Source organism: Acetatifactor aquisgranensis (assembly GCF_943193215.1).
GTDB classification, from domain to species: domain Bacteria; phylum Bacillota; class Clostridia; order Lachnospirales; family Lachnospiraceae; genus Acetatifactor; species Acetatifactor aquisgranensis.
Genome location: NZ_CALPDH010000037.1, coordinates 14,989 through 35,452, shown reverse-complemented (window position 1 = coordinate 35,452; position 20,464 = coordinate 14,989). Strand labels below are relative to the sequence as shown.

Annotated in this window: 17 protein-coding genes; 4 read left to right on the top strand and 13 right to left on the bottom strand. The window is 53.8% G+C overall.

The annotated features are described in order from the left end of the window. Positions 1 to 112 precede the first annotated feature (112 nt). Positions 113 to 2,245, top strand: a complete 2,133-nt coding sequence (locus tag NFS35_RS23910; RefSeq protein WP_251209569.1) for a family 78 glycoside hydrolase catalytic domain — start codon at positions 113 to 115, stop codon at positions 2,243 to 2,245. Positions 2,246 to 2,321: 76 nt separating this feature from the next. Here the strand turns inward: NFS35_RS23910 and NFS35_RS23905 are convergent, their stop codons facing one another. From NFS35_RS23905 to NFS35_RS23885, 5 genes are all read right to left on the bottom strand, one after another. Continuing rightward, a complete protein-coding gene (locus NFS35_RS23905; RefSeq protein ID WP_251209568.1) occupies positions 2,322 to 4,508 on the bottom strand; it encodes a helix-turn-helix transcriptional regulator in 2,187 nt (728 codons plus the stop codon). An 18-nt stretch (positions 4,509 to 4,526) separates the two neighbouring features. Next, on the bottom strand, positions 4,527 to 6,821 hold the full coding sequence (locus NFS35_RS23900; RefSeq protein WP_251209567.1) for a family 78 glycoside hydrolase catalytic domain: 2,295 nt from the start codon (positions 6,819 to 6,821) through the stop codon (positions 4,527 to 4,529). A gap of 80 nt (positions 6,822 to 6,901) precedes the next feature. Next, positions 6,902 to 7,813: a carbohydrate ABC transporter permease gene (locus tag NFS35_RS23895; RefSeq protein ID WP_251209566.1), complete on the bottom strand. Its 912-nt coding sequence runs from the start codon at positions 7,811 to 7,813 to the stop codon at positions 6,902 to 6,904. A gap of 11 nt (positions 7,814 to 7,824) precedes the next feature. Beyond that, on the bottom strand, positions 7,825 to 8,784 hold the full coding sequence (locus NFS35_RS23890) for an ABC transporter permease (protein ID WP_251209565.1): 960 nt from the start codon (positions 8,782 to 8,784) through the stop codon (positions 7,825 to 7,827). Positions 8,785 to 8,883: 99 nt separating this feature from the next. Beyond that, complete coding sequence (locus NFS35_RS23885; protein WP_251209564.1) at positions 8,884 to 10,548, bottom strand: extracellular solute-binding protein; 1,665 nt, start codon at positions 10,546 to 10,548, stop codon at positions 8,884 to 8,886. 360 nt (positions 10,549 to 10,908) lie between these two features. Between NFS35_RS23885 and NFS35_RS23880 the strand changes: the two genes are divergently transcribed. Further along, entirely contained in the window at positions 10,909 to 11,982 is a 1,074-nt protein-coding gene (locus NFS35_RS23880) for a GntR family transcriptional regulator (protein WP_251209563.1), read from the top strand. 212 nt (positions 11,983 to 12,194) lie between these two features. Here the strand turns inward: NFS35_RS23880 and NFS35_RS23875 are convergent, their stop codons facing one another. The 4 genes from NFS35_RS23875 to NFS35_RS23860 all read right to left on the bottom strand — a co-directional run bounded on the left by NFS35_RS23875 (position 12,195) and on the right by NFS35_RS23860 (position 15,525). Then, positions 12,195 to 12,764, bottom strand: a complete 570-nt coding sequence (locus NFS35_RS23875) for a hypothetical protein (RefSeq protein WP_251209562.1) — start codon at positions 12,762 to 12,764, stop codon at positions 12,195 to 12,197. Further along, on the bottom strand, positions 12,682 to 12,969 hold the full coding sequence (locus tag NFS35_RS23870) for a hypothetical protein (RefSeq protein ID WP_251209561.1): 288 nt from the start codon (positions 12,967 to 12,969) through the stop codon (positions 12,682 to 12,684). Before NFS35_RS23870 ends, NFS35_RS23875 begins: the two co-directional genes overlap by 83 nt. Next, entirely contained in the window at positions 12,941 to 13,288 is a 348-nt protein-coding gene (locus NFS35_RS23865) for a hypothetical protein (protein WP_251209560.1), read from the bottom strand. Before NFS35_RS23865 ends, NFS35_RS23870 begins: the two co-directional genes overlap by 29 nt. Positions 13,289 to 13,521: 233 nt before the next feature. Further along, entirely contained in the window at positions 13,522 to 15,525 is a 2,004-nt protein-coding gene (locus NFS35_RS23860) for a family 78 glycoside hydrolase catalytic domain (protein WP_251209559.1), read from the bottom strand. A 321-nt stretch (positions 15,526 to 15,846) separates the two neighbouring features. Between NFS35_RS23860 and NFS35_RS23855 the strand changes: the two genes are divergently transcribed. After that, positions 15,847 to 16,056: a hypothetical protein gene (locus NFS35_RS23855; RefSeq protein ID WP_251209558.1), complete on the top strand. Its 210-nt coding sequence runs from the start codon at positions 15,847 to 15,849 to the stop codon at positions 16,054 to 16,056. A 29-nt stretch (positions 16,057 to 16,085) separates the two neighbouring features. Next, positions 16,086 to 16,790 (top strand): Rpn family recombination-promoting nuclease/putative transposase, encoded by a 705-nt coding sequence (locus NFS35_RS23850; protein ID WP_251209557.1) that lies wholly within the window; start codon positions 16,086 to 16,088, stop codon positions 16,788 to 16,790. A gap of 331 nt (positions 16,791 to 17,121) precedes the next feature. Here NFS35_RS23850 and NFS35_RS23845 read toward each other — a convergent pair whose 3' ends face one another. The 4 genes from NFS35_RS23845 to NFS35_RS23830 form a co-directional block, all read right to left on the bottom strand. Continuing rightward, on the bottom strand, positions 17,122 to 17,844 hold the full coding sequence (locus NFS35_RS23845) for an ABC transporter permease (protein ID WP_251209556.1): 723 nt from the start codon (positions 17,842 to 17,844) through the stop codon (positions 17,122 to 17,124). Then, positions 17,841 to 18,521 (bottom strand): fluoroquinolone export ABC transporter permease subunit, encoded by a 681-nt coding sequence (locus NFS35_RS23840; protein ID WP_251209555.1) that lies wholly within the window; start codon positions 18,519 to 18,521, stop codon positions 17,841 to 17,843. The genes NFS35_RS23845 and NFS35_RS23840 overlap by 4 nt, the downstream gene beginning before the upstream one ends. Further along, a complete protein-coding gene (locus tag NFS35_RS23835) occupies positions 18,518 to 19,366 on the bottom strand; it encodes an ABC transporter ATP-binding protein (protein ID WP_251209554.1) in 849 nt (282 codons plus the stop codon). Before NFS35_RS23835 ends, NFS35_RS23840 begins: the two co-directional genes overlap by 4 nt. A gap of 153 nt (positions 19,367 to 19,519) precedes the next feature. Then, positions 19,520 to 20,116 (bottom strand): TetR/AcrR family transcriptional regulator, encoded by a 597-nt coding sequence (locus tag NFS35_RS23830; protein ID WP_251209553.1) that lies wholly within the window; start codon positions 20,114 to 20,116, stop codon positions 19,520 to 19,522. Between the last annotated feature and the right edge of the window lie 348 nt (positions 20,117 to 20,464).

The window sequence follows — 20,464 nt, the reverse complement described above, 5'->3', positions numbered from 1 at the left end:
CTGGCAAAAGCTATTGACTTTTATATATTATTATATATACTTTAATATATTCAACTTTCCTTATCAATACGCTGTCCCACCCATATCCTACCACTTACGGAGGTAACTGACTATGCAAAATATGCACTGGATCCAGGGCGACAATATCTGCGAATCCCCTCTCTTCCGGAGAAACTTCTCTCTGGAACAGCTTCCCGCAAAAGCCCGGCTGGAAGTCTGCGGACTGGGCTATTTCCACCTGTACGCAAACGGAAAGCGGGTGGGCGACCAGGAATTCGCCCCCGCGCCCACCAATTATGCTTCCACTTTGGGATGCGATGCGGGCTATCCCATCTGGGAGGAGCGGACGGCCTACCGCTGCCTGTACCTGGAATATGACCTGCTGCCCTGGCTGGCCGAGGGAGAGAATGTCATCGGCTTCCACCTGGGAAACGGCTGGTTCCACCAGACCAGGCGCACCGCGGAGGGGACTTTTCCTTTCGGCTTCCCGAAGCTCCGCTATGAACTTCACTTAAGTTGGGCTGACGGAAGAGAAGTCCTGCTGGAAAGCGGCCCGGAGACTCTCTGGAAACCCAGCGGGATTCTGGAAAACAATCTGTTCTATGGAGAGATCCAGGATTTAGCCCTCCTGGAGGAAAACTGGTGCACGGCAGATGCCGACAGGTCCGGCTGGCAGCCCGCAAGGCCCTCCCACGGGCCCCAGACACAGCTCGCCAGGCAGGACTGCCCTCCGGACAAAGTCCTGGGCAGCTTAAGCCCCGTCCTGCTGTGGGAGGATGAGGGCAGAAAGCTGTACGACTGCGGCGAGAACATTGCCGGATGGGTCACGGTGCGCTGTTCCGGCAGGCCCGGGGAGGCCGTCACCGTGAAATACGCGGAGGAACTGACCCCGGACGGGCACAGCCTGGATTTCGCCTCCGCCGGCGGAGACGGCCAGATTCAGGAAGACCGTTATCTCTGCGGCGCGGCGCCCCTGGAAGCCCGCCCGCGGTTCACCTGGCACGGGTTCCGCTATTTCCAGACAGAGGGGCCGGGGGAGGCGCTGTCCGCGGCGCTGGTGTGCACGGACGCGGCCGTCACCTCTTCTTTCCGCTGTTCCGATTCCACTTTGAACTGGCTGTACGATGCCTATATCCGGACGCAGCGGAACAATTACCACGGCTGCATCCCCTCCGACTGTCCCCACAGAGAACGGCTGGGCTACACCGGGGACGGACAGCTGACCTGCGAGAGCGCCATGATGACCCTGGACACAAAGGGATTATATCGGAAATGGTACCGGGATATCCTGGACAGCCAGGGCGCGGACACCGGGCATATCCCCCACACCGCCCCTTTCCTGGGCGGAGGCGGAGGCCCCGGCGGCTGGGGCGGGGCGGTCTATCTCGTCCCCATGGCCTATTACAAAGTTTACGGCGACACCGCGCTGATAGAGCAGGGTTATCCCGCCGTCCTGCGCTGGCTGGAATATATGGACTCCCGCAGCAGCGGCGGCCTGATTGTCCGGGAGGAAGCGGGCGGCTGGTGCCTGGGTGAATGGTGCGCCCCTCCCGCGGAGGAGGGCATGGTCCCGCCCGAGTTCATCAACACTTATTACTATATCCTGGGAATGAAAGCTTTCCGACAGATGGGCCGGATGCTCGGCCAGACAGAGCCCGTCTGGCTGGAAGAGCGCATCCGCGCTTCCGAAGAAGCCCTCCTGCAGGCCTATTTCGATGAAACCACCGGGGATTTCTGCGGCGGCCGGGGCGGAGCCAACGCCTTTGCGCTGAACCTAAAGCTGGGGGATGCGCGGACAAAAGAAAACCTGGCCGCCAGATACAGCTCGCCGGAGAATCTGGACACAGGCATCTTCGGCACGCCTGTGCTGTTGGAGCGTCTCTTCGCGGACGGCCAGGCCGATCTGGCTTTCCGCCTGCTGACCGGCAGCGGCCCGGCCTCTTTCGCGCGGATGATGCAGGCCGGAGCCACAACGCTGTGGGAAGACTGGGACGGACATACCTCCCACGACCACCCCATGTTCGGCAGTCCGGTGAAACTGCTGTTCACGGAAATCCTGGGGATAAAGCAGCGGGAAGACAGCTCGGGCTTTGCGGACTGCTTCCTGGAACCGGCCGACATAGCCGCTCTCCAGTGGGCGGAGGGCTCTATTCGGACGGCTGCCGGAACCATTTCCGTCAGATGGCGCAGAAAGGACGACGGGAGCATGGAGGTCACTGGCGGCCCGGACTCCCGCTGCCCCTGACTCCCATACCAGGGCGGGAAATGCGTCCTGCCCGCGCAAAGGGGCACCTGTCAGCCCAGGTGCCCCTTTGTCTGCCTTATTCCTCTCCGTTCCTGTACTGGGACGGAGTCAGCCCCAATTCTTTCTTGAATTTCCTGCGGAAGCTGGACACGTTTTCATATCCCACCGCAACGCAGATATCCTCCACGGAATCCTGTGTGTTCCGCAGCAGAAATTTAGCCCTTTCCATGCGCATATTCCAGAGATAATCCGAAAAATTCTCGTGGAAATACTTCTTACACAGATAACTCATATACGCAATACTGATATGGAACCGATTGGCCAGCATGGCGATGGAAAATTCCGAGGAAGCGTAATGGGCTTCGATGAATTCCTGTATCTGCCCGCTCTGTATCGTCACTCCGGCCAGCTCCTCCTCAAACAGCTTTATCAGCGAAATCAGGGCATCGTAAATCTCTTTATTTTTCTCCTGGTAATCAAAGCTCCTGATATAATAAAGGGCCTCAAAATACGTGCCGTTATAAGCGCTGAACTTGATGTTCTGCTGGTTCATGTCCGTGATGATGGTCGTCAGCACCTCCGTCAGCACGCTCCTGTAATAAAAGGCCGGAAAGTCCGACTGCTCCAGGGATGCAAAAATATGACCCAGGGCCTGCCCGGCCTCCTCGAACTTCAGCTGCATGAGCCGTGAGGCGAATCCGTTCAGCTCACGATAGGGATAGGGGAATCCGTCGTCGCCGATATCATCCCCCAGCTCATCATAGAACAGAACGGAGGCGTTCTCCCGGTGATTCCAAGCGGAGCACACATTCGTGTACAGATTCGGAATGTCCAGAGGGGAGGGGGAACCGTTGCTCAGCACCACCAGGCACCCGGACTCTTTCTGATAGTCCCGCATCAGTTCCTTTAACACCGCGTGTTTGTCCCTGTCCTGCCCTCCGTAGTAAATCAGCCAGGAGAAATATTCCGGCGTCACTTCCAGGCAGACGCAGAAAGAATCATTGTCAGGGAAAGCCCTGAGGACATAGTCCTGAAAATCTTTTGCCGCCGAATCAGTGGCTTTTCCGTCTGCCGGCATGATCCGCACGATATAAATCAGGGAACTGGGTTCTCCGTTAAAAAGCCTCTCCATATTTTCCGCCGTGATTTCCTCCCCGTTTTCGTTTACGATAGTGTCCAGTATGGATTCTTTCATGATGCCATAATACTTATCGATTTTTTCCTGCAGCTTTTTCTGTTCCAGGAGCGTGGTGGAAAACATCGTGTCCAGCTGTGTCTCCAGATTCTTTTCCTTTTCCCGCCCGTCCGTGAACTTTTCGTGGAGCCTGTACAGCGGCGAGTAGGTCATGCGCATTCCGAACAGGATGAACATCAGTCCGATGCATCCTATCACCGAAAATACCAGATACAAATCGAAAAAAGCCCTGTTAGCAATCCCGATCAGGATGTCCTTGGAAAAGCATACTGACAGATCCAGATTCGTGTGCAGGGGCAGCGTGTATATCCAGTCATTTCCCTCATCTATCCTCTGGAGTTCATAGGAGCGTAGCATGGAAGAGGCCGGAAGTTTCCGGCTCTCCCCCAGGAAAGAAATCATATTGTCCTCTCCGTCGGTCAGATAGATGCCGGAGATTTCCTCGGACAGCATGTTCGTGCATCGCCTTGTTATCTCCTCTGCGTCAATGATATAGAAGAGGTCGTATCTTTTGCTCTTTGTGCTGGGGAACAGGAGCAGCAGGGAGGATTCCCGGTTCTTCACATATACCATGGAATTCCTGTTCTCATGCCCGTACTTTCCCACAGGAAGTTTCAGCGGATTGCCGTCCAGCATGATATAGTAGTCGCCTTTCGATTTGTATACATAATTCTTGCAGGCCAGGATAATGTCTCCGCCGTCCTGAATATAGATAATGTCGGATATCAGATGGTTCGCATCGGTAAACTGCCGCATGTCCTTGACCCCCAGCGAACTGTACCAGGAGGAATCGGAGGAATGCCGGAGCATCTTCAGGTTCGTGTTCTCACACAGATTGTAATGAATGTTGAACACCGCATCCAGATCGGTCTCAAAGCTCTGCCGGAACAGCAGGAGGTTCTGGCGGATGCGATTGTCCTGTTCGGTATAGTAAATTGTTCGGAGCTGATGCCGGAACGTGATGAAGAAACACATCAGCAGGGCGCTGAGCAGGAGAAAATAAGATAAAAAATATTTCAGCAGCGTGCTGTAATTGATCATCCGCAATTTTTTCCTTATTTTCTCCATATGCTCCTCCCCAAAAGGCTACGCAGGCATGGTATTCCTGCAGATATAATTTCCCTCTTTCAGCTCTTTCTCACAGAAGCCGTCCTCAAATTCCCAGCCGGCAGGCAGGCATATCCTGCCGCTTAAATTTCCTGAAATACGTATGTTCATCGATACTATTTCGTTTTTCTTTTGATTCTGCCCGTCCCTCTCCCATCTCAGGGCGATTTTGCCTGACGGCGTGCGGAAAGCCCCTCCGGCATGGCGCAGCTTCCGGATGAAATGGGGCGATACCAGAATACTGTCCGGATCCTCCAGATAAGGATTGGGCACGATTCCCGCCACAGCCTGCAGGAACCATCCGCTGATGTCTCCGAAAAAGTGGTGGTTCCGGGAATGGATGTCCGCTTCCGGCACCAGGAAGTCCTCCCAGAGAGAAGTGGCCCCTCTGGCGATCCAGTTGCCGTAGGAGGGATAATCCGGCCTCGTGATCATCTCGTATGCCAGATCCGCCTCCCCGCAGTCCGTAAGCACATGGAAGAGCACCCGCAGCCCCAGCGCCCCTCCGTTCATGTACCCGCCGTTCTGGCGGATGATTTCCAGGAGCCGGGAGAACGCCGCCCTGCGCTCCGACTTTCTGAACAGGCCGTAGCAGATTGCCATGGCCTGGGACGCCTGACAGCTTCCGGCCACGGTCATGGTAGAGAAGTCGATCAGATAACGCCTGAAGGCTTTTTTCAGTTCTCTCCGCAGCCTGTCCGCATATTGATACTCGGCCTCTCTGCCCAGCGCCCGGAACAGGACTTTCGCCTCTTCCAGGAGATGGACGCCCACGGCGGTGGAAGTCACCTCCACAGGGGCTTTCTGGCCGCCTCCGCTCTTGCCGGTCTCGCACCAGTCCCCCAGCCCCGTGTCCACCAGTCCTCTGTCGTTCCGGAGCCCTGAGAGACAGAACAGATACCGGAAGACGGACGGCGCAGCCTCTCGCGCCGTGTCCAGGTCCCCGCGGAGACGATACAGGCAATAGGGAATCTCCACAATCACCTGGTCCCAGGCAGGGCCGCATCCGTCCCCCCATTCCCCTGTGGGGACGATTCCGGGCAGGGAGCCGTCTTTCCTCTGGGCCGCCATCACATTGCGCAGCCACTCCCGGAGGGAATCCTCCACGGAAAGGTTCAGGAGCATATGCTCCGCGGAGAGGGCCGCGTCCCCTGTCCATCCGTTCTTCTCCCTGTGGGGGCAGTCCGTGGGGAACCAGAGGAAATTAGAGAGAGTCGCTCTCCTGGTCATCTCCCACAGCTTGTCAGCCGTGGCATCGGAGCTGGAAAAGTCAGCCATCTCCTGAAAGTCCCCGCCCAGCACATGGTAAGCCAGCAGGTTTTCATCCGCCTGCTCCTTATCGATTCCACGAACATAGGCATACCGGAAACCGTAATAGCTGAAAAAGGGCTTCCAGCTCTCCTCCCCCTCTCCCCGGCAGATATAGCAGGTATCCTGGACTCTTTCCTTATAGGGGGAATCGGATTCCGGGAACATCAGGTTCTTCCTGTCAAGAATCCCGTCATGAATCCATTCGCCATAAGATATCCTGATTTCCTGCCCGGGCCTGCCCCGGACTGTCAGCTCGCAGATTCCCGCCGTGTCCACGCCGAAATCATACAGATAGCCCTCCGCGCAGGGGGTGATGGAAACTGCCCTGCGTATCTCCCATACTTTCACAGGGGAGGCGGTGCACAGCCTCGGCTCCCCTCTGGGCGGCGTCCTTTTGACAACCGCATGCCATCCCTCCTCCCACAGAGAGGGCGAGCACCAGTCAGGGATTTCCAGCCTTGCGTCGTATATTTCACCGCTCCTGATGTCGTCCTCCAGAAGCGGTGACGGATGGGCCAGGAAAGACTCATCGCTTTCTATGGATAAAATATTTCCGTCCCCATACACCAGATCCAGGCGCAGCGCCGTCATGGGCGCGCCCCTCCACCGCGCCTTGTGGAAGTCCCATATGAAGCCCCCAAAGGCATTGCACATTCCGTTTCCCAGAATGATTCCTATCACATTGCCGCCGGTCTCCAGCCAGGGCAGCACGTCGTAGGCATCATAGTAGATAATGTCGTCCGGATTGCTGATATACGGCGCCAGGGCACATTTCGTAATCTCTTTTCCGTTGATAAATACACGGTAAAATCCCAGTCCTGTAATCAGCAGCTCCGCTTCCTCCGGCATCCGGTCCAGCGCGAATTTTTTGCGGATATAAGGTGCCGGCACCTGGCGGTCAAAATCCGCGTATTCTGTCGAGGCAGAGATGAACTGCATCGGAAACTCCTGTCTGTTCTCCATTCCTTCTTTCCTCCGTCGTTTTTTCTGTGTGTTCGGAATCCCGCAGCTTATCTTATTTTATGTTCCCCCGGTCCCATCTGTCAACCTTTCACGGATCCAATCATGATTCCTTTGACGAAATGCTTCTGCACCAGAGGATACAGACACAGCACAGGAACCGTGGATACTATGATAGAGCTGTATTTCAGCGTCTGGGCCAGCTGAGTCTTGCGCATGATTTCGTCCGGGCTCATGGAGCTGGAAATCTGCAGGGTCATCTGTGTGGTAAGCAGGAGCTTCCTGAGGACAGACTGCAGGGGCAGGAGCTGCTGGGAGTTGATATAAATCAGCGCCGAATAGAAGTCATTCCAGTGCCCCACCGCGTAGAAGAGCCCGATGACGGCCAGGATAGGCTTCGACAGAGGCAGGACCACCCTGAACAGATACTGCATGTTGCCCGCTCCGTCCAGCTGGGCGGCCTCCCGCAGTTCTTCGGGGATGCTGTTCATGAAATAGGTCCTGGTGATGATGATATTGAACACGGAAATCGCGTTGGGAATCACCATGGCCCAGACCGTGTCAATCAGCCCCAGCCTGTTCACCACCAGGTAGGTGGGAATCAATCCGCCGCTGAAATACATGGTCACCATAAGAATGAATATCAATATCTTCCGCGGCGGGAAATCTTTCCTGGACAAGGGATACGCGCCGCAGACAGTGAGCGCCATATTGATGGCCGTACCCAGCAGGGTATACAGGAGGGTGTTCAGATAGCCTGTCCATATGGTCTTATATTGAACGACTTCCTCATAGGCGTCCAGCGTGATTCCCCTGGGGAACAGGATGACATGTCCCTGCCAGACTTCTCCCGGATCGCTGACGGACGCAATCACCACGAACCACAGCGGCCATACGAAAACCACAAGGAGAATCAGCATAATCAGTAAATTCACAGCATCGAATACGCTGTCCGAATTCACCCGTTTCCTTTTTATCGTCTTTCCTTTGCTCATACGCACTCCTTTTACCACAGGCTTTCCTCAGTCAGCTTTTTGGACAGCTGATTGGCCGCAATGACCAGCGTCATGTTGATGACAGAATTGAACAGTCCCACAGCCGTCGAGTAACTGTAATTGTTCTGTATCAGACCCACTCTGTATACATAGGTATTGATGACATCCGAAGCTTTCATATTCAGATCATTCTGCAGCAGGAAGACCTTTTCAAATCCTACATTCATCAATGAGCCCATCTGCATGATCAGCAGCATGACGATGGTGGATTTGATACCGGGCAGGTCGATGTGCCAGATTCTCTGCATCTTCGTCGCTCCGTCCATAATCGCAGCCTCATGGAGAGAGGAATCCACCCCCGCCAGCGCGGAGATATAGATGATGGAACTGTAGCCCATGCCCTGCCAGACACCGCTCCAGACATAAATGCTCTTGAAATATCTCGGATTGCTCAGGAAGTCTACGGATTCCCCGCCCAGAGCAACGATAATCTGGTTAAAGATGCCCGTATCCGCGTCCATAAATATGGCGATCATGCCGCAGATTACCACTGTGGAAATAAAGTATGGCGCATAGGATACCATCTGCAGGGTCTTCCGAAGACGTCCATATTTTAAATAATTCAGAAGCAAGGCGAACAGAATGGGAATCGGGAATCCTGCCAGCAGAGAATATAAGCTGATTCCTATGGTATTCTGTAAGAGCAGGCCGAAGTTATATCCACCGAAAAACCGCCTGAAATGCTTCAGTCCCGCCCACGGGCTCCCGAAAATGCCCAGCTTCACCTTGAAATCTTTAAATGCCAGCACCACACCGCTCATGGGTATATAGGCAAAAATGATGAAATATGCCATGACCGGCAGAATCATCAGGTATAAGGCCCAGTTCTTTTTCAATTCACATGCCAGACGCTCGGACAGCGGCTTGCATGGCTTTCTTTTTTTTGCATTTATGGCAGATATCCTGTTCACGATTCGCATTCCTTTCCTTGTTGGTCATGTAACAGGCAAGGGCGCCGCTATAGCCGTGGCGCCCTTCGGCTGTCGACATATCATTCAGTTGTACCTGTTCTACTGAGCCTCCTGGAACGCTTTCAGATAGATATCGTAAAGTTCGGCAGCTCCCATGGTCTCCATGGTGGATTTATAATCGTCCCAGCTGGCATCCAGATCCAGCTCCCCGGTGATCACCTGCGCGCCGTACTGGTTGACATAGCTGTCCAGATCCGCTTTCAGGGAGGCAATCGTCTCGGTCTCTTCCGCCGTGTAGGACATCGCGGGAAGAGGAAGCTTACCCCACTCCAGCATCTTTCCTCTCTGTCCGATCAGATAGGATTCATCGGGATCCGTGATGCCGGTGAACCAAAGGTCAGGCTGTAAGCCGGGGAAAGCCGTCTGGTCTTTCAGGGTTCCTTTTTCACGTATGGTCTCGATATCATCACCAATCGGTCCGCCTATATTCCAGGACCAGGTACCGTCTTCATTCTTTACATGGGCACGTCCCTCTACACCAAGCCAGTAGAGCTCTCCTCCCTCTTCCGTGTAGAGCCGGTCAGCCCATGCAACCAGAATTTCTGGTTTCTCGCAGGCATCCGTTATCATCATGCTTCCATGCATGATACCTGTGGACAGCGGATAATCCTGTCCCTCAAAAGGATCGATAATCTGATATTTCTCGTCCTGCTCACGCCCGGCAAACTGGAAAGACGCCAGTGCGCAGAAGCACCCCAGCACATCGCCCGCGCTTCCTTTCGCCGCAATCTGATCGTAGTTCTGTGTGAAGCTGGCGGGATCCAGCAGGCCCTCCTGATAAAGCTGTGTGAAGTATCTCAGGAATTCCTTATAGCCGTCATCCGTGGGCACGTATACCAGATTACCATCTTTCGCGGCACAGCGGGTGCTGCCATCCATGTTATAACCAAAATAAGGAAGATAGTTCAGCAGATACCCCATTCCGTCAGGCACGGAAAGGGGAATTTCGTCGTTGGCATCCCCATTCCCATTGGCATCCTGCTCTTTGAACGCTGTCAGGATATCATGGAGATCCTCCAGGCTCTTCGGCGCCTCCAGGTTCAGATTCTCCAGCCACTGGAAGTTCAGCCAGATATGGAAACCAGCCTCCAGCTCAGCGCCGGAATTCAGCGCGGGCATTTCATAGACATGTCCGTCGGGGGCGGTGATGAATGGCCACAGTTCTCTTTCATCCAAAAGAGCCGTCAGGTTCGGCGCATATGTTCTGATATAGTCCTCCAGCGGTATGAACACGCCCTCGCTTCCGTACCTGTCGATATTATCCTTGCCCAGGCTTGAGAAGATGAACACATCCGGGTAGGTTCCCGAGGAGATAATCAGGCTCTCCTTTTCGGCCGCGTCCCCGGACGGAACGCTGTTCACTTCAAATGTCACATTGCTCTGTTCGTTCAGATACTGGAACGCGTCCACCTCCTCCATGGGGGTGTCTCCATTGATGACACACAGCATGGAGAAATTCTCCGTTTCGGCAAGAGGGAAAGTAATCTGTCCGCCAGCGCCGGCTCCGCTTTCCGGTGACGCGTCCGCCGCCTCGGCTCCCGCGTCTTCCGAAGATACAGATTCCTCCGGTGCAGCAGATTCGCTATCATCCGAACCTGCCGATTCAGAACCTGCGTTCCCGGCCTCCGGGCTGCTGCCGCAGCCGGTAGCCAATGACGCCAGCATCGCGGAAGCCAACAGTACCGCCAACATTTTTTTCTTCATAAAATCCTCCTTTTTATCGTCTGAAGAAACGACTTGTCAGTTACGAGCCTATTATAAAAAAGCAAACGCATCCTTCACAAGAGCCATAGTATTTCTTTCAGCCATAATACGGCACTGCCAAAAATCCAGTATTCATCAGCATTTTTCCACTTCCGTTCTGATGGTAGTACATTATTTCACATTATTTATGAAAATATAGCACCCTTTGAGCGCAAACAGACGGATTGCCTTTCAGCGTTCTTCTCAGCCGTCAGATTGCCAAACCAATCGTTTATTAATCTTGTTTTTTCTGTTTTTATAATGTATACTTTATTATAGTTTTACAGCAGAGCCATACAGAGCAGTCAGGGGGAATCGAACATGGAGACTAAGGCGACAAAATATGCCATTGTAAAACAGTCCATAAAGCAGCAGATTAAGAACGGCACTCTGGCCATAGACGCCAAACTGCCCACAGAGGCGGAATATGCGGAAATCTATCAGGTGAGCACCATCACCGTCCGCAGGGCCCTGACGGAGCTGGCGAAAGAGGGGTATATCAAAAGGCTCAAGCACAAGGGCACCTTCGTGACCTCTCCCGTAAGCGCCGCTGCCACCAGCCATCTGATCGCCCTGCTTCTGTACTCGGAGGACCGCAATGACAGCTCCTACATCCAGATTATCCGGGGAGCCCAGAACATGGCCGCCTCTTTCGGTTACTCCCTCATCGTGGAATGGATTGACGCGGATGCCGCACAGGAAGCGGAAGCCATGCGGAAAATGCTGGACCTGAATGTAGAGGGACTGCTCCTCTATTCTTTCGACCCGGCCAAAAGCGTGGAAAACTACCGCTATCTGGAGGGGAAGGGAATCCCTTTCGTGCTGCTGGACCGCTACGATCCCGGCTATCCATGCTATTTCTCCGGCTGCAACAATTATGACGGCGGAGCCATGGCCGCCCGTCTGCTTCTGGAACACGGGCATGAAAAAATACGGTTCGCCGGATATCATTTCTTCCTCAAATCGGAGCAGGAACGCTATGACGGCTTCTGCAGCAAGATGCGGGACGCCGGGCTGAATGTCTCCGGAGAAAACCTGATCATGGATATAGACTACGATATGCTGGCCGCACAGATCAGGGCCGGGGAAGTCACTGCCCTGTTCTGCTGCAATGACAGACTGGCAGTGAAGACAATCCGCAATCTGCGGGAAAGAGGCCTGCGCGTTCCGGAAGACATATCTGTCATCGGTTTTGACGACTGGGCGGCATGCCCTGACGTGGAGAGGGAACTGACCACGGTCAGACAGGACTTTACCGAAATCGGAGCCAACACCTCCTATCTGCTCCTGAGCAGGCTTCAGGGGAAGTTGACCGGAAACCCGGTGAAGATTCTCTCCGATGTGTCTTTGGTGGTGCGAAAATCTGTCTGCAGCAATCCTTTCCGGAATCCATGATGCCTGAGCCAAGACTTTCCCCATGATACGCCCATGGCAGGCAGGCGGTGAAGACCCGCCGGCCAGGCCACCGCACCCTAATCGGCTTCGCGCCTGACCATGGCTGCCATGAGACCGACGGCGGCCCGGGCTCCCGGCATCCTCTATTGAAACAGCAGCGGGCAGATTCCCTTTCCGTAATCTGCCCGCTGTTTCATATGTCACATTTTTCCTTATACTGCCCTCACCGTGAACCTGGCCCTCACCTCTCCTGCCTGCCCCGCTACAGGCACCTCCCACTGAATCAGCCACACATCCCTGCGCTGCCCGCCGTGGTCATAGAAGTCTCTGCGGATACAATCCACTTTTACCTCCTCTCCCTCTATAGCCACTGTGCAGCCGCTCTCATCTCCCCGAATCCGCACTGTATTTCCCTGCACTTCCGGCTTCCAGTGGGTTATCAGATTCTCCCGGATGGACTGCAGGCGCTCCGTCACCTGATAGCAGTCCTCCACCTGCAAAGTCCCGTCCGCCTCATCCCAGTCAAGGGTGCGGATCAAAGATTTCAGCGCAGGATTGGCATAGGCCCCGGCAAAACTGATGACCATCCTGCCCTCTTTTCCTGCCTCAAAGCAATCACAGCCGTATTCCCCTCCCGCAAGCTGCTCCCTGCCGTCAATGATGGGCACATTATGGCCCTCAGAGCGGCAGCACAGATGTTCATAACGCTTTTCCGAGAAATATTCTCTGGTATATTCTCCACATCCCAGATCCGTCAGCAGAAAATCCTTTCCTTTGGGCATCCGGCAGCACAATCCGGCCGATGGCCGCCTCTGCCGCAAATCCCTTTCCGGCCTCTGCCCCTGCCGCGTCGGCCTCTCCCTCCGCTGCACTATCGGCTTCTTCCCTGCTCAGGAAATCCATGTATTCTTTCGTCCAGATCAGATTGCGGTACAGCCCCATAAAACGGTAACAGTTGTCATCGTTCAGACCGGCCGCCCGTTCCATGGCCGGAATCCCGGCGCCGGGATATTTCATGGCCAGCAGGCAGCGCCCAGCACTCTTCGCTGCAGATATCCCTCAATATCTCCTCCAGCTTCAGGATATCCTCTTCCTGCCGGTCCAGAATGGCCTTCAGGCCAAAGACGGCAAGGAATTTTCTTCTCCTGAAATAAACATCCTCATAAATCAGGCGGTTCCCCGTATTTTCATAAACGGCGAACAGGTCCTCCGTAGGTTCCGGCATCTTCTCCTCCTGCAGGGCCTTCGCCTCCCGGCGGATGCTGCCGCAATACTCTTCATAAAAACGCTCCAATTCCTGTAACATATGAGCGTGCATCAACGTCCCATCCTTTAGTCTTCCTATGCCTCATCAGCCCAGGACGGTGCCTTCGGGCCGTCCTCCTCGCTGACGGTATCCGGCCCCCTGACACCAGCTTGACCATCTCCCAGATAGATTAGAAATGGGCGGACTTGTTCCTGTCCATCCAGGTGATACACCCCTGCCAGCAATAGTTCCGACAGTGCCGGACATGGATGGTGAACGTCCCAAGGGGCTTTTTATCCTTCTTGCTCCTCCATCAAAAACAACACCGCATAGCTCAGCGTCAGGTGGAACAGAGAAGTGTTCCACTTGGCGTCCTTCCCCCAGCCCTCAAAGGTGGTGGTGGCCCCTTCCCGCAGCATGCGCTTCCATGCCCCCTCGTCCTTCAGATACCGGTACAGCAGCTCCTTTCTGCCCAGGCGGCGCAGCCCCTCCAGGATGGGATAGGCGCCAAAGAGCATGACGGAGGTGAATCCTTTCTCCTCAATCAGTCCCAGAATCGCCTCCTCCGTGCCCTCCTCCGGGAACAGTCCGTACATGAACGGAAAAACGTTTGCAATCAGGCTGATGTGGTCATCCCCCTCTTTGTCCCGGAACAGCTTCTTCCCGGCATCATAGAACACTCCGCAGAACGCCTCCGCCACCGAAGTCTCGTCACAGTATCTCTCCCGCCCCGTTATGGCCGCGATCCGGTTCATGCACTGCAGCGCGCCGATATAGTGGGCATTGATCACATTGTGCAGTTCCGTGCACACTTTCCCCTCCTCCACACAGGCTGCATAGCCGCCCCGATACGCGGCGGGCCACTCCACCACGCACCATTTGTCCAGGTTGCAGAGCAGCCCGTCGTCCCGGGCGTACTGTTCCCGATAGAAATCCAGCACGCCGCAAAGGGCGTCATAGCATTCCTCCAGATACGCCCTGTCGCCGGAGAGCTCGTAATAGCGAACCAGCATATGGCACACCATCAGGGGAAATTCCGCGATTTCCTGCATGAAGGAGCAGGCGGCGCAGGTCATGAGCCCCCGGTTGATGAAGCTGCTGCGGAAACTGTCGTCCAACAGCTTCTTCAAAACGGAAGCGTCCCCTGTCAGCGCGTAATGGGCCAGCGCCGTATAGCAGCCGTCCCCCAGATAATTACCCTTTTCCCGTTCCATGCAGTCCTGTATCACTTCCTGCACGCCGTAGCGGAGAGAGTTCACGCACAGGTTCCAGACAGGGAGCAGCTCCTCGTCCTGAAAGCCCGGGGCCGCCTGCAGGGCAAACGGATAATGCCTGGATAGCAAACATACGTTCTCTACCGTGCATCCCGCCGGGACATTCAGGCGCACATAGCGAAAGGACTTGTAATCGAACTGGTTCAGCGTATCCTCCCCGCCGGACAGCTGCCATTCCTCCCGGTACTCACAGTTGCACCGCATCCTCCACCGCGGGCCGCCGTCCTCCTCCAGCTCCTGGGCCGACAGGATCTCAATCCGCTCTCCCCTGGCGCCCCTGGCCCGGGCCTGCAGATATCCCACATAGACCGCGCCGAAATCAGCCGTCACGCCCCTCTCGTCCCAGGTGAGCGCAGGCTCAATCTCCTCAAACGCCAGCATCCTGGTGGGCTGTTCATACAGCACATAATCCACATTCCTGCGCAGCTTCGCAGTTTCCCAGCAACTGTCGTCATAGGAGGGCTTTTCAAAGCCTTCCTGGGGGCTGCCGCTGGTATATCGTTCCAGGAATTGTGTCTCATACCCGGCAGTCTCCAGGGCCTGGAAACCGGTATGTACGGTACATCGGAAACTTTCATCCGACGACAAGATGATTTCCCCTCCCTGCTCCACGTCCAGAATCAGCCCGTGCCTGTCGTCGCCGCTGACCCATACGCGGTTGACCAGCCCCTGGTAATAGGTATGCACCGCAATCAGGTTGCTTCCCTCCCGGATATAGTCCGTGATGTCTGCCTTGTTGTAATAATAATGGAAAGGGTACCCCGGCGCGGGCCCCTGGCAGACAAAGCGGCCGTTGACGTAGAGCTTGTAATAGTCGTCTGCGGAGATATAAATCCAGGCCGGTCTGCCGCCCTCCGCTTCGAACCGCTTTCGGAACAGAATGTGGGAATTCTGCGGGGCTGTCGAAGGGATGTCGGTTTTGTCCAGCTGACGGTGGAACACGTTCACCGGCCGCAGCCCGCAGAAGCGCTCCGTGGTAATCCATCTGCCCTGGAAGTCTCGTTGTATTCCTTTTTTGTCCATTTCAGTCACCGTACCTTTCTGTGAACCGCATATTTGCGGCGGCTTTATCCTCTTTCTCCCGGTGCGCCATGCCGATGGTTGCCGCAATTATGGCTTCTATGGTACAAACATTATACTTCATCACGGCGGCCTTTGCCATGTTTATTTTTGATATCCCCTTTCTGGCATCCTGCCCATTCGTCCGCTTCTCAGGCCGGTTCTCCCCGGGAGCCCAAATGCATAGCCGCAGGGTACATTTTCTGGAAACCGAACGCCTTTCCGAAAGGAAGGCTTTCCCGGCATTTTAGCGATGGGGAGCAGTCCTCATCCCCGGTTTGTGTCATGGACAAAACACAGCCGATTAATGAAGAATATAAGAAATTCAACACGCTTGAAGCTGATATAGAAATGAAACGTAATGGACATGGAACGGAAAGAGACAAAAAAGAGCAAAAAGCACTTTTCAACTACATTTTTTCAGGCTATAATACCCATATAGCCTTGGTATCAGAGTATCGCTCCCACCACAGGTTACGGGAATGCAAGCCCTAAGAGATACAAAATGAAAGGAACCGACAATATTGCAGACAAGTACAGAACAGCTGGCACTCATCAAACAGCTGAACGTCATAGATGATGTGTTTTTCCACAAAATCGCAGAAGATAAAGCTGTTTGCGAGGAAATCTTGCGGATCATCCTCCAAAAGCCCAAATTGAAAGTACTCGATGCACAGGCACAACGTTTCCTGCGCAATATTAGCGCACATTCCGTAATCCTTGACCTGCTTTGCGAAGATGAAGATGGTTCCCGAATCAATGTTGAAATGCAGAAAGCCGATGATGACGATCATGTAAAGCGTGTCCGATTCAGCAGCTCCAACATTGACACCACTTTTACAGAAAAAGGATTAGACTATAAGGACTTTCCGGATATTTATGTTATTTTTATTTCAAAATTCGACATGTTTCAGGAAGGAAAGACTATTTACCATGCAGGTATATTCCTACATGAAACAGGAACAGTTATCAATGATGGCATTCATCGTATTTTTGTAAACTGTGCCGTAGATGACGGATCTGATATTGCGGAACTGATGCAGTACTTCAAAAACAGTACTGGCAAAAACAATAAATTCCCCAAATTATCAGATCGGGTATGCCATTTCAAGGAATCAAAGGAAGGAGTTGACGCAATGACACAGGTTGTGGAAGAATATGCAAACAAAAAGGTTCTTGAACGGGACAAAGAAACCGCCAAATCATTTTACGGAATGGGGCATCTGTAGAACTGGTAAAGAAATCCATTCCGACCCTTTCCGTAGAATATATTGAAACACTGAGCCGACAGCTTACAGCCGTAGAACAATAACAGTCTTATTTTACATCCAAGATATACTGCTGCCGGTTTTTGGAAAAGTATACTACAACAGCATAGAACTGTATAATAAACTGTAACGAATTCCAGTTAGGTATGCCGTACGTCTCAAAGAGTCGTAAATCGATGATTCCAGAAAATTGCATTTTGCAATGACATACGGAGTGGCATACCTAAAAAATTCGTCAGAAATTAAAATCAACCAGCTCAAAAAACTCTCTACAAACACATGAGTGCATAAACTATAAGCAGTTTACTTTTTTACGCAAATACATCCTAAACAAAACCCAAATCCACACCCCCGACAAAGCGAACGCAGGAACCATGGAAAGCAATTCATCCCCCCATGCCGCCCTCCCCATCCAGTAAGAAGGCAGCCAAAACAGCGCATACTGCACGTCCTCTTCAATAAAGAACGGAACCGCCGCCCCAAATACGGGCAGCATGGACAGCTTCGCCACCGCCATCCCCTCCAGCTTGTTTGACGAAACCGTCAGAATCAACAGCGCAACAATCACCCCCTGCAAAGCTCCCGCAGCCGCAAGCAGCAAAAGGGCGGCGGCCGAAAAAGCCGTCAGCCTGAAAGCAGGCAGCAGCACAAGAGTCACAAGAAACGCCGCAGCGCCGGGCACTCCGAGCCGCGCCGTCAGATAGCCCCTTCTCCCCAGCGGCGTAACGAACAGATAGGCCGCTGTCCTTTCGTCCGCCTCCTCCAGCGAAACCATTGCCGAGGCAAAGCAGAACATGGCAGGCGACAGCATCCCGAAGAATACGTCAATCAACCTGTAATAAGGCGCAATGATGGCCGGCACAGAAAGCCATTCCGTCAGTTCAGCTTCCAGGAAAGGGATGCCGAACCGGAACAATCCCCCTGCCAGCACCGGCGCGGCACAGGCCACAGCCAGCATCCTGTCCCGCCCCAGACAGGCCAGCATCTGCAAAAAACTCAACCGCACAGCCCTCATAACTTCCCACCTCCCCCGCTGCCCCACATGGCCAGGACAGCCTGTCCTGAAAGTCTCAGCAGAACCGCCGTCCATGCCGCCGCCACGAAAATCCCCGCCGGGGAAGGCACAGCGCCAGAGACCATCTCCATGCAGACATTCACAGGATAGTATCGAAGCCAGTCCGGCGTGATTCCGAATAGATGCAGTACCGCAGGCACAAAGCCCACGACCTCCACCGGCACTGTCCATAAGATGAACTGATTCAGGCTGCTTATCTTCGCTGCCACCACAATGCCGGAAAGCGTAAACATCCCGCCCGCCATGGCCGTGCCAAGCAGCACCATCGGCAGATTCCCCACTCCCGCGGTCAGCGCCAATACAGCGGCCACGGCAAGGGAAACAGCGGACAAAGAGCCCACTTTCCCAATCACATATTCCATGGGGCGGACGGGAGAGGCCGCAAACGCCCATGGCGTACGCTGGCTCTTTTCCAAAAGCACGATGGCTCCCATGAAGAACAGCCCCATGGACGCCGGGTCAGAGAATATCAAAATGGCAGCCGCCTTCTCCCGCCATCCTTCGGGAAGCGCATAAAGAACCATGCCGTAAACCACAGTCAGGACCGCGTATAAAAAATAAAAACCGTACCTTGCCTGAAAACGCATATCCGCCAAAAACATAGCTTTCACTCTCATAACAGCGTCCTCCCCATGATTTCCATAAAAATGTCATTCAAGGTGGGCTCGCTGCTGTGGATGGACTGCAGACGGTTCCCGGCAATCAGGCCTTTCAGCCGTCCGTCAGAGGACAGCCGCCCCAGCGGGCAGTCTGCGCTGTGCTCCCCGTCCTCCTCCACCCAGGTATAAGTCACCGTCGCCGCGCCTTTTGCCATGATCAGGTTGCGGGGGCTGTCAAGGGCGCATATCTTGCCGCCCACAATGAACGCCACCCTGTCGCAGAGCTCGGCCGCGTCCTGCATGTTGTGGGTGGTCAGCAGGATGGTCTTCCCCCTGGATTTTTCCGCCAGGATCATATCCTTCATCATGCGGCTGTTGGTAGGGTCAAGGCCGCTGGTGGGCTCGTCCAGACAGAGCAGGAGCGGGTCATGGAGCAGGGCTTTGATGAAGTTCAGGCGGGATTTCATGCCCTTCGAATACTGGGCTACCCGCTTGTCCCCGTCCTGCTCCAGGCCTGCCATCCGCAAAAGCGTCTCCATGGGGCGGGGCTTTTTCTCATACAGGGACGCGAAAAACCGCAGGTTCTCCCTTGCCGTGAGCTTTTCGTACATGGTGGAGAACTCGAAGTCTACCCCTATCTCCTCATAAAATGCCTTTGTGCGCTTTTTGCACTCAATCCCGTTTACCACGGCAGAGCCCTGGTATGTCCCCAGCATCCCAATCAGGATTTTCTGCAGCGTGCTTTTCCCCGCCCCGGAGGGCCCCAGGAATCCGAATATCTCACCTGCAGAGACGCTGAAATTCATGCCGGATATGAACGGCTGCCTGGTGTAGCTGAACGAAAGGTTGCTGACCTGTATCATATGTTCCTCCTTATACTGTATGACTAAATTTACACGAATAGTCAAATAATTTCCTGTGATAAGTCCGGCCTCTTGCCGGACTTTTCAAATTCGATAACTGAACCCATAAAACGCGGCAGCATTCGACGGCCTCCATAGTCATGCCATAAAACGTCAGGATTCCAGAATCTGCACGATAATACCGTAAATCATCATGCGCAGCGCCCCGTCATACTGCGCCTCCCCAATCTCCGCCTTATGCAGCGTGGCAAAATAGATTGCGTGGAAAGCGGCGCTGATAACCTTTGTGTCTACCTCTTTTTTGACCGGGAACAAAGCCAGCATCTTCTCAATCATATCCCTATCGTCCTGAAAATGCTCCTCCACGATTTCCCGCGGCAGCTTGCGCACAAGCAGCTCCACCTCCCCCGTGTCAAGCAGCTTCAAAATCGGCGTCCTCTCCGTCATTTTGTAAAAATCAAACACCAAATCCGTCAGCTTTTCCGCTGAGACCTCCCTGCCGTCCATCTCAGAGACAGCCTGATATAGCTGACGGTTGATATTTTCCTGCTGCTCCTGAATCACCTCGAACAAGAGCAGCTCCTTGGATTTATAAAAGAGATAGAACGTTCCTTTGGGAATCCTCACCCGTCTCACGATTTCATCCACCGTGGTGCGGCGGACGCCATACTTTGCAAGGCACTGGGCGGCCTCTTCCTTCAATCGCTCCCTGATGTATTCCCGCTCCTGCTCTGAATAGCTTTTCGGCACCCTAATCCTCCTGTTTGACCGTTTTAGCATTTACAGTCATTATAACTGGACTGAGGCCTCCTGTCAATGGCTTTCCGGAACTTCTATCCCACTTCCCATATTTTCAGATCTGCTGATTATATTACATAACACCAGAATTTACCATACTGCATTGGTTAAACGTATATGGCTGGCGTTATGACTTATTATCCCAAAGTGATGCCTTTTATAGGTTTACAACGAAAATGAATTTTGTTATCATAGACATGGAAACCTTTAATGACAATAGGCAAAACATTCTGATATGCTTAATCATTTCAAAATCCTCACCTCCATTGCCCCAATATTCCGGCGAAACAGCGCGGAATT